10 protein-coding genes are annotated in these 10878 nt (G+C 64.5%); 9 read left to right on the forward strand and 1 reads right to left on the reverse strand.

Features of this window, described 5'->3' with window-relative positions:
- The first annotated feature begins 515 nt into the window (after positions 1–515).
- The 9 genes from ACWKY3_RS03620 (at position 516) to ACWKY3_RS03660 (ending at position 9801) form a co-directional block, all read left to right on the forward strand.
- Positions 516–1844 carry an ammonia-forming cytochrome c nitrite reductase subunit c552 gene (locus ACWKY3_RS03620; protein ID WP_449315053.1) on the forward strand — a complete coding sequence of 443 codons (1329 nt, stop codon included), beginning with the start codon at positions 516–518 and terminating at the stop codon, positions 1842–1844.
- 313 nt (positions 1845–2157) lie between these two features.
- Positions 2158–2871: a cytochrome c-type protein Cgr1 gene (cgr1, locus tag ACWKY3_RS03625; protein ID WP_449315054.1), complete on the forward strand. Its 714-nt coding sequence runs from the start codon at positions 2158–2160 to the stop codon at positions 2869–2871.
- Positions 2872–3152: 281 nt separating this feature from the next.
- Positions 3153–3818: a cytochrome c maturation protein CcmE domain-containing protein gene (locus tag ACWKY3_RS03630; protein ID WP_449315055.1), complete on the forward strand. Its 666-nt coding sequence runs from the start codon at positions 3153–3155 to the stop codon at positions 3816–3818.
- A gap of 60 nt (positions 3819–3878) precedes the next feature.
- Positions 3879–6290 carry a heme lyase CcmF/NrfE family subunit gene (locus ACWKY3_RS03635; protein ID WP_449315056.1) on the forward strand — a complete coding sequence of 804 codons (2412 nt, stop codon included), beginning with the start codon at positions 3879–3881 and terminating at the stop codon, positions 6288–6290.
- Positions 6291–6295: 5 nt separating this feature from the next.
- Positions 6296–7018 carry an ABC transporter ATP-binding protein gene (locus tag ACWKY3_RS03640; RefSeq protein WP_449315057.1) on the forward strand — a complete coding sequence of 241 codons (723 nt, stop codon included), beginning with the start codon at positions 6296–6298 and terminating at the stop codon, positions 7016–7018.
- A gap of 1 nt (position 7019) precedes the next feature.
- Positions 7020–7736, forward strand: coding sequence for a heme exporter protein CcmB (locus ACWKY3_RS03645; protein WP_449315058.1), 717 nt, complete (start codon positions 7020–7022; stop codon positions 7734–7736).
- Positions 7737–7748: 12 nt separating this feature from the next.
- Positions 7749–8519 (forward strand): cytochrome c biogenesis protein CcsA, encoded by a 771-nt coding sequence (gene ccsA, locus ACWKY3_RS03650; RefSeq protein ID WP_449315059.1) that lies wholly within the window; start codon positions 7749–7751, stop codon positions 8517–8519.
- Between the two features lie 51 nt (positions 8520–8570).
- Positions 8571–8762, forward strand: a complete 192-nt coding sequence (locus tag ACWKY3_RS03655) for a hypothetical protein (protein WP_449315060.1) — start codon at positions 8571–8573, stop codon at positions 8760–8762.
- Positions 8763–8988: 226 nt separating this feature from the next.
- Positions 8989–9801, forward strand: coding sequence for a UTP--glucose-1-phosphate uridylyltransferase (locus ACWKY3_RS03660; RefSeq protein ID WP_449315061.1), 813 nt, complete (start codon positions 8989–8991; stop codon positions 9799–9801).
- 467 nt (positions 9802–10268) lie between these two features.
- Here ACWKY3_RS03660 and ACWKY3_RS03665 read toward each other — a convergent pair whose 3' ends face one another.
- The gene (locus tag ACWKY3_RS03665) at positions 10269–10529 is read right to left on the reverse strand and encodes a hypothetical protein (RefSeq protein WP_449315062.1); all 261 of its coding nucleotides are present in this window, start codon (positions 10527–10529) and stop codon (positions 10269–10271) included.
- Positions 10530–10878 lie beyond the last annotated feature (349 nt).

Consider the following 10878-nt stretch of genomic DNA (forward strand, 5'->3'; position numbering starts at 1 on the left):
GCGAGCGTTCCCCGCCGAACCGACGCGGCCCGGCCGTCCCCGCCGAGCCAGCCTGCGAGCGGCCCTCTGCTGAGCCGCCGTCGACGCGGCCCGGCCAGCCTGCCGCGCGCGGACCGCCCGTGCGCCCCGGAAGGCCCCCAGCCCGCCGAGCAAGGGCCTTCCGCCGCGCCCGGGCAGAGGAGCCCGGCCCGGGACCCGGCCAACAGAGGCTCGCGCCAATCCCGGTTTAACAGAGCGGGCGCTCTCCCGAACAAGCTCGCACGGACGCTCCTTCGACCGCAAACCGCGCCCCGTGGCGCGCAAGAGGGCGATTCCGCAGGGCGCGGCCGGATTCGCTCCCGTCGGCATGGCCGATCTCCGCAGATCAGCCGGGCCGGGTTTTCCCCAGGCCGGGTTTTCCCCTATATCGCGGCTGGGATTCTCCGAAATCCTCTCGTGGCCATTCCATCTCCCCCGAGATTCGTGTATATTTTATGGAGGAGAGAGCGTCAGTCGAAAAGAGGGAGGAGATCCGTATGACGAAAGTCAAGACGAACAAGCTCGCTCTCTGGACCGCTTCGCTGTGCGCGTTCGGCATGGTTGCTGGGTTGGCGGCATGCGCCCCCCAGGCCTCTACGAACGACGCGACGGACCAGAAAGCGGACAACGCCGCCACGCAGCAGGTGGAAACGCCTGAGGCGGACGAGTTCGGCGTTGTCACTGCGGAGTCGTGGAAGGACGCCTATCCTGGGCAGTACGCCACGTACATGGAGAACGAGTCCAATTCCCCCGACTCCGGGAAGCACAACTACCTTGAGCTCTATCCGGCCCTGAACACCATGTACAAGGGCTATGCGTTCGCGCTGGGCTACGACGAGGCGTCGAGCCACGTGTACGCGCTCCAGAGCGTCAAGGAGACTCCGCGCACCACGCAGAAAGAGCAGCTGGCCGGCTGCATCACCTGCAAGACCCCGCAGTTCACCGCCTTGGTGAACGCGGAGGGCGAGGGGATCTACAAGGAGAAGTTCAACGACACCATCGGGCAGTTCGACGAGCCTATCAGCTGCTACAACTGCCACGAGAACGACCCGAGCACGCTCACGCTCACCCATTCCTACTTCGTGGATTCGCTGGGCGACGCCGCCAACGACGACGACCAGGTGCCCATGGGCTCTCAGGTGTGCGGCCAGTGCCACAACGAGTACTACTTCGATGGCGACACCAAGGCCACCTCGAACCCCTACACGGGGCTTGACGAGATGACCCCCGACGCCATCCTGGCTTACTACGACGAGAGCGGTTTCAAGGATTGGGAGCATGCCGACACGCTGGCGCCCATGATCAAGGTCCAGCATCCCGAGTTCGAGACGAACTACGGCGGCGACCAGTCCCCCATGGCCAAGCAGGGCTACAGCTGCTCTGACTGCCATATGGGCACCGTCTCCGACGACAACGGCGAGTACACCTCCCACAACTGGATCAGCCCGCTTGAGAACGCGCAGCTGATAGAGGAGGACTGCAGCAAGTGCCACGACGACCTGGAGACCAAGGTCAAGGACATCCAGGCCGAGGAAGAGGAGCGCGTGACCGCCATCAGCGAGAAGATTGAGGAGCTGACGGGCAAGATCGCCACCGCCTACGCTGACGAGATCGCCGCCATCAAGGCCGCCAAGGACGCTGGCGGCGAGGTTCCCGCCGCTTCCGAGGAGCTGGCCGCCCTGCAGAAGCTGCAGCGCAACGCCCAGTTCTATTGGGACTTCGTGATGGTGGAGAACAGCGAGGGCGCCCATAACTCCAAGCTGACGTTTGAGACGCTCGACAAAGCCGAGGCTGCCGTCGACGAGGGGTTGGCGAAGCTCGCGTAACGACAGGGACGTTCTCTCCAACGTTTCCGAGGACGGGGAAAGGAGGCGCTGCGCTTCCTTTCCCTGCTTCGGGGGTCGCATTCGTCGCTTTTGCCTCCGTGCGGAAAAACTGCTTGAAATCGCCGAATCATGCAAAAAAACGAGGGGAAACCGGGCTATTTCCCCCTAAATGGGTGATAGGCTTTTTCTTGGTTGACCGCTAGCATGCTTGTGGTAAAGTTTCCGTGTTTCCGTTTGATGCCACGTTCGGACGCATTGGGCGGGGACGGTCGGAAATGGAAGAGACGAGTTTTGTGAAAGGGGGTTAAAGAGTATGAGCGAAGAGGAAACCAAAGTGGAAGCCGCCACCGAGGCAACCGAGGCTGATAACTCCGCGACCAAGGAAGCCGCTCCCAAGAAGAAGGGAAAGAAGTGGCCTATCGTCGTGGGTGTCGTCGTGGTTGTTTTGATTGCAGCCGGTGCCGGCTTCTGGGTTTGGCATGAGCAGCCCAGCTTCTGCAACGCTATCTGCCACACGCCGATGGATCCGTACAACGCCACCTACGACCAGGAGGCCGGCACGACGGGCATCGACAAGTGGGGCAACGAAGTGGCCAACACCAACTCCATGCTGTGCGTCTCGCACAAGGTGCCCACCGACCAGGGCGGCGCCGGCGCGACCTGCATGGGTTGCCACGTGCCCACGTTGAGCGAGCAGATGTCCGAGGGCATGAACTGGGTGACGGGCAACTACATCTACCCGCTCGAGGAGCGCTCCGACGAGGATCTGACCGAGGCGCGCGGCCTTGAGGGCGACCAGTTCTGCCTGAACGAGGGTTGCCACAACCTGACGCGCGACGACCTCGTTGAGGCCACGAGCGACATGGAGTTCAACCCGCACGTCGCCCAGCACGGCGAGATCGCCTGCACCGACTGCCACAAGGCTCACCGCGCTTCCGTGATGTACTGCACGCAGTGCCACAGCGAGGCCGAGGTGCCCGAGGGTTGGCTGACGGTTGCGGAGGAGAAGAAGCTCCAGCAGGCGTAAAGCCCAAGCACGACGCGCCTGCCCTGCAGGCGTCACAACCGAATAAGCACGAGGGAGCCCGCCTCAAGCGCCAGCGCGCTTGGACGGGCTTCCGTTGTCAAAGGTCCGAAGAACGAACGGCTGCCTGCGGATCGCAGGCACAGACGCTTGAAGGTTCGAATGCCGCAGCGCCGCAGACGGCTCGCATGGTGAATCTCTGATTTTCACCCCATGGCGCTCTTCGGAACTTTGAGGTGCCAGAGAATGACTGCACGAAAAAGAGAGACGGCAAGGAGGCGAACGTGAACGCGAAAACGAAACGTCGCATGGTCGTGGCGACCGGCGTCATCGTCATGGTGCTGATCGTGATTCTGGCCGTGGTCGGCGGATCGAGCTCTGCCAAGAGCATCTCCATCGCCGAGGCCGCCGCGGGAAACTACGTCGATCAGAAGATCCAAGTGAGCGGCAACGTTGTGGAGAACTCCTACGAGACGAAGGACAACGTGCTGACGTTTTCCATCTACGATCCCGAAGGCGACGCCTCCCAGCAGGTGAAGGTGCGCTACGAGGGCGGCGTGTCGGCCACGTTCGGCAACGACGTGACCGCCATCTGCACGGGCAAGATGGGCCAAGACGGCGTGCTGAACGCCTCCGAGCTGGTCACCAAGTGCCCGTCGAAGTACGAAAACGCCACCGACGCGCTCTCGGTGTCCCAGCTGATCGGCTACGGGACCGGCGTGGAAGGCAAGCCCGTGAAGGTGAGCGGCACCGTGAAGGACGGCACCCTGGTGGCCGCCGGCGCGGGCGATCGCTTCGCGTTGGTCGATCCGGAAACCGGCGACGAGCTGGGCGTGCTCTTCGACGGCGCCATCTCGGAAGAGGTGGGGGACGGCTCCTCCTTGGTCCTGACCGGCTCTTTGGACAAGGACGGAAAGTTCTCGGCGACCGAGGTGGCCCTGGAGGGCTAGCCTCGGCTCCATGTCATCGATCGGCGGCGGCTTCGGCCGCCGCTTCGGAAAGGTAGCTACATGTCGACAATCGGTTTGATAGGACTGCTGGTCGCCTTCGCGGGCACGGCCGTGTCCGCAGTGTGCCTGATCGCGGGCGCCGTGGCGTCGCGCAAGCGTCCGGGCGGCGCAGGGGAGACGCTCACATGGGGCGGCCATGTGGCGGCGATCCTGTCCGCTGCGGCGCTCACGCTGTGCTGCGGCATCCTGGTGTTCTGCTTCATGACAGGCGACATGACCATCGAGTACGTGCTGCGCCAGCACAGCGACGCGTCGGGCGATCTGGCCTGGCTCTACAAGCTGTCGGGGCTGTGGGCTGGTCGCCAAGGGTCGCTTCTGTTCTGGGCGTGGCTCATCGCCGTGTTCAACGCGGTGGTTGCCGCGCGCAACCTGAAAAGCCTGCGCAAGCTGGATTCCATGGCGCTGTTGGTCAGCCAGCTGGTGCTGGCGGCGTTCGTGGGCGTGCTGCTGTTCTCCGAGAGCAACATGCCCTTCACGGCCACGTCGAGCAAGTACCTCAACCCCGACGGCAGCCTGACCGCTTCCGGCTCCGTTCTGGGCATGAACACGCTTTTGGAGCACTGGGCCATGGCCATCCATCCGCCCACCCTGTTCGTGGGGTACGCGGGACTCACCATCCCGTTCGCGTACGCCATCGGCGCCGTCATCGTGAACGACTCCTCCAAGGAGTGGGTCGTCCGTTCGCAGCGCTACGCGCTGTTCTCGTGGTTCTTCCTGGGCGTGGGCATCGGCCTGGGCGCTGTGTGGGCCTACGTGGTGCTGGGCTGGGGCGGCTACTGGGGCTGGGATCCGGTGGAGAACGCCAGCTTGCTGTCGTGGCTGGTGGGCGTGGCGCTCATCCACAGCTTCACGGTGTATCGCCAGCGCGGCGCGTTCAAGCGCTGGAGCGTGATGTGCGCGTGCCTGACGTTCTCGTTCGTCATCGTGGGCACGTTCATCTCGCGCTCGGGGCTGGTCCAGTCGGTGCACGCCTTCGAGGGCGACCCGGTGTCGCTCATCCTGTTCGGCGCGCTCATCGTCTTGTCCATCCTGGCGGGCATCGTGGGCCTGGTCGTGCGCTGGAAGAGCTTCGGCGCCTCGGCCGGGGCCTCCGACGACGTTGACAACATGCTGTCGAAGGACGCGGCCTACTACTTCAACAACGTCATCATGGTGGTGTTCGCCGTGCTGCTGGCCTACCTGACCATCTCCTCGGCGTTGCCCCCGCAGCTGCCGTTCGGCGGTCAGACGGTGTCCGCCGGCACCTACAACGCCATCGCGCGTCCGCTCGGCATCGTGTACCTGGCCATTCTGGCCGTGTGCCCGCTGCTGTCCTGGGGCCGCACCGAGGGCCGTCAGTTCTGGAAGCGCGCCCGCATCCCCGGCGCGCTGGCGCTCGTGTTGTTCGCGGTGCTGATGTTCTACTGGGCCACGTACCTGGTGCCCAGCTACGACGCCATGATAGCGGCAGGCGGCGCCAACGCCGAGGGCCTGGCCGACGAGGGGCCGTCGTGGTACTACAACGGCTTGGCCGCGGTGGGCTTGCTGGTGGCCAGCCTGCTGTTCTTCAACTCGCTCTTTATGCTGGGCCGCGCCATCGGCGGGTACCGGAAAGGCCATGGGGGCAACCCGGTGTCGGCGGCGCTCGGCATGCTGGTGAACCGCGCCTCCACGTTCGGCGGCTTTCTGGCGCACTTCGGCATGGCCATCATTTTGGTGGGCCTCATCGGATCGTCCATGTACGTGACGGAGAAGGTGGGCTACCTGGACTACGACGACGACACCGACACGGTGGCCGAGGACTTCGCCATCCAGGACTTCACGCTCTCCTACAAGGGCAACGAGATAGTGCCGCAGGACAACGGCGACGACATCCTGTACACGCTGCACTTCGACGCGTACAAAGACGGCGAGTTCGTGGGCTCGGTCGACCCCACCGTGCAGCTGGTGCAGTCCACCCAGCAGCAGAAGCTGGTGGCCAGCGTCATCTCCTTCCCGCTGGAGGATCTGTTCGTGGTGTACCGCGGGGTGAACGAGGAGGGCGACTTCTCCATGGACGTGCGGGTGAACCCGCTCATCTCGGAGGTGTGGATTGGCTTTTTCGTGCTGATGGCGGGCGTGCTGATTGCCACGCTGGGCCGCCGCGGCGCCAGCCGCAAGCTGACGGAGGCCGCTGCGGCGCCGGCGGCTGCCGCAGCGTCCGACGCCGCGTCCGGGGTTGATGCCGCGCTCTCGTCCGAGGTCGAAGCCGAAGCCGAGGTCGGTGCCAAAGCCGCGTCCTCGTCCGAGGCCGGGGCCGCGTCCTCGTCCGAAGCCGGGGCCGAGGTCGAAGCCGGGGCCGCGCCCTCGTCCGAGGTCGAAGCCGAAGCTGCCGCGCCCGACGCCGCATCCCAGGCTGACTCCGCAGCCGCATCCGAGAAAGCGGAGGCGTAGCCGCCATGGCCGAGGTGGAAGCTGCCATCGAAACGAAGAAGCTCTCCAAGGTGTTCGGCACCCGCCGCGCGGTGGACGGCGTGTCCATCGAGGTGCCCCAAGGCGCGTTTCTGTCCATCTTCGGGCCGAACGGCGCCGGCAAGACCACGCTTCTGCGCGTGCTGTCCACGCTGGCGCGCGCCTCGTCGGGGTCCGCCAAGCTCATGGGCGTGGACATCAAGGAGGAGCCGGACAAAGCGCGCGACCACATCGGCCTCATCTCGCACAACTCCATGCTGTATCCGGACCTCACGGCCGAGCAGAACCTCATGATCTACGCGCGCCTTTACGGGGTGGCAAACCCCAAGGCGCGCGTCATGGAGCTTTTGGAGGCCGTGGAGCTTAAGCACCGTCGCCTGGACGTGGTGCGCACGTTCTCGCGCGGCATGACGCAGCGCCTCTCCATCGCCCGCGCGCTCATCCACGACCCCGACGTGGTGTTTTTGGACGAGCCGTACTCGGGGCTTGACCCGCACGCCGTGGAGATATTCGACAGCCTCATAGAAAAGCAGCGGGCCGGCCGCACCTTCGTCATGGTGAGCCATGATCTGGAGAAGGGGTTTGCCATGTGCACGCACGCGCTTGTGCTGGCAAAGGGCAAGGTGGTCGCGTTCGACCGAAAGGACGCGCTGGATTTCGGCGAGTTCTCGGCGCTGTACCGCTCCACCGTGGGCATGGGGGTGGCATGACATGGCGGTGACGTTGAAGAAGCCCTCCACGCTGCAGCAGTTCGCGATACTTCTGCGCAAGGACTTGGAGCAGGAGTTCCGCACCAAGGAGATGCTCACGTCCATGGGCATCTACGCGCTGCTCGTGCTCATCGTCTACGGGGCGGCGCTTGGGCAGACGGCCAGCTCGTTCGACGTGCTGCAGATCAGCGGCGGCCTTCTGTGGGCGCTCATCGTGTTCACGTCGCTTCTGGGGCTGAACCGCTCGTTTTCGCACGAGAAGGAGCAGGGGTGTTTGGAGGGCATCTTGCTGGTGCCTTTGGACCGCGCGGTCATCTTTTTGGCCAAGGCCGTTTCGAACCTGCTGTTTTTGCTGGTGGTGGAGGTTATCGCCGTCCCGCTGTTCTGCTTTTTCTTCCTGGCTTCCGCCCAGCCCTCGACAAGCTTCTGGCTGTTCCTCGCGCCACTTGTCGTGGGCACCGTGGGGATGGCCGGCATCGGCACGCTGCTGTCCACCATCACCGTCAACACGCGCGGCAAGGACGTCATGCTGGCGGTTTTGTTCGTCCCCCTCATCTTCCCGCTGCTGTGGGCGTGCGCCTCGGCCACGACTGCGGTTATCGTGGGCGCCGAGGGGTATATGGACGTGTTCTTCCAATCGTTGGTCCTGGCGGGCGGCTACGACGTGATCATGCTGCTTGCGTGCTGGGTCCTGTACGATTTCGTCATCTCCGCATAGAAAGGGGTATCAGTGGCTGATTCGCAAGAGAAGGTGCCGAAGCTTCCGGAAGGGGGGCAGTGGCCCGACCGCTTGGCGCCGTGGGCGCTTCTGGCCGGCGCCGTGCTCACCACCGTCGGCTTCCTCATGGCGTTTCTGTACGCCGGGCCGGTGCATGGAGCCACGGTGGACGGCGTGGAGCTGATCGGCGGGCAGATGGTGTCCTCGAAGCTGCTGCTGTCGCAGAAGATCTTCTACTTCCACATGCCGGTAGCCATCGTGTCGTTTTTGGCGCTGTTCTTCGGCGGGTACTACTGCGTGCGCTTCCTCATGACGAAGAACCAGCGCTTCGACACCTGCGCCAAGGTGTGCATGGAGATAGCGCTCCTGTTCGTCATCTGCACCATGATCACGGGCGATTTGTGGACGCGCTTCGAGTGGGGCGTGTGGTGGACGTGGGATCCGCGTCTGACCACCTACCTCATTCTCATGCTCATTATCATCGCGTACTTCGTGCTGCGCAACGCCATAGACGAGCCCGAGCGCCGCGCTACCTACGGTGCCGTCATCGGCATCATCGCCTGCATCGACGTGCCCATATGCTACATGGTCACGCGGCTCATCCCGTCGAGCATCCATCCTGTGGTCCTGCGCGAAGGCGGCATGTCGGCCGACATGGGCATGACGGTGGGCGTGGTCATGATCGGCATGCTGCTGGTGGGCTTCGGGCTGTACCGCCTGCGCTTTCGCCAGGTGAGGCTTGCCCAGCGCGTGGAAGCCGTGAAGGAGCAGTTGGAGGACTAGCGCGCCGCCGGCCCGGCGAAGGGTCGGCGCGCATATCGATAAGGAGCGAACATGAACCCGATCCTCGAGGAAATCTACAGCACCATCATCCCGTCGGCCCCCTACATCATTGCGGCGTACGCGCTCATGTGGCTTGCCATCCTGGTGTACGTGTTCGTGGTGGTGCGCGGCCTGAAGAAGACCGAGGCCCAGATGGCGGTGCTTGAAGAGGCGCTGGCCGAGCGGAGCGCGCGCGCCGAATAGGCCGGCGGCCGGCCGAACGCCGGCGCGAGAGTGGGCGGACGGACGGAGCGCCGTCTGCCCAGGGCGTTGCGCCTGCGTTCGGCGCGCAGGCAGGTTGCGGCGGGCGCGCGGATGCGCGTTGCGGCCGACGCGCAGGCCGGTCGTGCTACAATAACCGAACGCAGCGAACGAGGCGCCGCCTTTGCGGCGCCTCGCGTATTACGGACACCAGGAGAAAGGTTTTCCCATGAAGGCTCTCATCCCCGCCGCCGGCCTCGGCACGCGCTTTTTGCCCGCCACGAAAGCCCAGCCGAAGGAGATGCTGCTGGTCGTCGACCGTCCGGCCATCCAGTACGTGGTGGAGGAGGGCCTGGCGTCGGCGGCCGACGAGGTGGTCATCATCAACAGCCGCGAGAAGAAGGCCATCGAGGACCATTTCTCGCCGAATCCGGAGCTGGTGGCCACGCTGCGCGAGCGCGGCAAAGACAAGTACGCCGATCTTGTGGAGCGGGTGGGCGCCTACAACGTGAGCTACGTGTACCAGGACGAGGCGCTGGGGCTGGGGCATGCCGTGCGCTGCGCGGCCGAGAAGACGGGCGACGAGCCGTTCTACGTGCTGCTCGGCGACGTGCTGGTGCCCGACAACAAGATGCTGCCGCGCATGCAGGAGGTGTCCGACGCGCACGGCGGCGCGAGCGTCATCGCCGTCATGCCGGTGCCGGACGACCAGGTGAGCCGCTTCGGCGTGATCGCGGGCGCGGCGGTTGCCGACGACGTGTGGAAGGTGGACGCGCTGGTGGAGAAGCCGGCGCTTGAGGACGCGCCGTCGAATTTGGCCGTGTTCGGCCGCTATTTGCTCTCGCCGCGCGTGATGGAGCTTCTGGCCGACGTGCAGCCCGGGGTGGGCGGCGAGATCCAGCTCACCGACGCTTTGGATGCGGTGCTGCGCGAGGAGGAGATGTACGCGCTCGTCATCGACCCGGCCGACGGGTTCGACACCGGCACGGTGGAAAGCTGGCTGGAGACGAACAACATCTTGTTCGCGCGGAAGAACGCCTAGGGTTCGCGGCGGGGGAGGGGCTGCGGCGCGCCCGAGGCCCCTCTCGAGCGCATCGTGCGGCGCGGTCGCGCTTTTCCCGGGAAGGTCCGCCCCTTGAGCGCGCCTCTGTTCCGAGGTGCGCTCAAGGGGCGGCGGTTTGTCGCGCGGGCTTATTGGCTGCGGCGCGCAAGCGGCGTGCAAGCGCTACAGCCGCTCCATCAACCAGCAATAAACTTAAGTAATTTAATAATGTTAAAAGAGTTGAAATGTTTCACGTGAAACATTTGTTTGCACATGAAGCTGTCGCTTGAGAGGGGCGACGGAGGCTCCGGCAAACGCCAACCGCTTGCCCGGGCGGTTGGTCTGCTGGCTTGACGACCTCCCGCTCGGGCGGGTCGGCATCGCCGGTGGGGCCGCTATCTGCCCAAACGGACGGCGGACGGGTGCGACGCACCGAAAGGTTCGCCCTCATTGCCGGCGTCGATGCGCTACGCGGCATCGTGGCCGCGCGCTTCGCTCTTGCCGGGCGCCCTGTCCGACCGAACGCTTTGCCCGCGCTCGGTTTCGCGCTCCGCCGGGAGCCCCTCTCTTTTCGGGTGCTTCGCCTCGTTGGGCGCCTTGTTCTGCCGAACGCCTTGCTCCGCCGAACGCTTTGTCCGCGCGCAGCTCGCCCGGCGGAGCGCCTTGTTCGCGCCGGGTGCTTCGTTCGCGCGCGGCTTCGCGTCGCGCCGGATGCCGAAATGTTTCACGTGAAACATTTGTTTGCATGAAAAAGGGCGAAAGGGAAGATGCGTCCGCCGCGCTTGTTGGCCGTTTTGCGGGAGTTGGCGAGCAACGCCGAACGTGCTATAGGAAAGAATGGGCTGTAGGATAAAAGGATTGGCCCGGGGAGAGGGGAGCTCCACCGGGCCACAAGGAGGGGATGATGCGGTGCCTATGTGGCACCGACTCTGCTTTAAGGGGTAAGCAGAAGCAAATGTAAGGAGGGGAGCCTTTCCATTTGCTGAGGCCATTATAACGACCGACGTTGAAAATGATATGTGGCAGACATGCTGGTTTTGTGAACTGTGACCGCAAAAAGTAACGAAAGCGTTTCTT

The sequence above is a fragment of the Rubneribacter sp. genome (assembly GCF_965361815.1).

Coding starts and splice junctions, on each gene's coding strand:
- ACWKY3_RS03660 (WP_449315061.1), top strand. CDS start 8,989: ATGAAGGCTCTCATCCCCGCCGCCGGCCTCGGCACGCGCTTTTTGCCC.
- ACWKY3_RS03635 (WP_449315056.1), top strand. CDS start 3,879: ATGTCGACAATCGGTTTGATAGGACTGCTGGTCGCCTTCGCGGGCACG.
- ACWKY3_RS03645 (WP_449315058.1), top strand. CDS start 7,020: ATGGCGGTGACGTTGAAGAAGCCCTCCACGCTGCAGCAGTTCGCGATA.
- ACWKY3_RS03620 (WP_449315053.1), top strand. CDS start 516: ATGACGAAAGTCAAGACGAACAAGCTCGCTCTCTGGACCGCTTCGCTG.
- ACWKY3_RS03655 (WP_449315060.1), top strand. CDS start 8,571: ATGAACCCGATCCTCGAGGAAATCTACAGCACCATCATCCCGTCGGCC.
- ACWKY3_RS03640 (WP_449315057.1), top strand. CDS start 6,296: ATGGCCGAGGTGGAAGCTGCCATCGAAACGAAGAAGCTCTCCAAGGTG.
- cgr1 (WP_449315054.1), top strand. CDS start 2,158: ATGAGCGAAGAGGAAACCAAAGTGGAAGCCGCCACCGAGGCAACCGAG.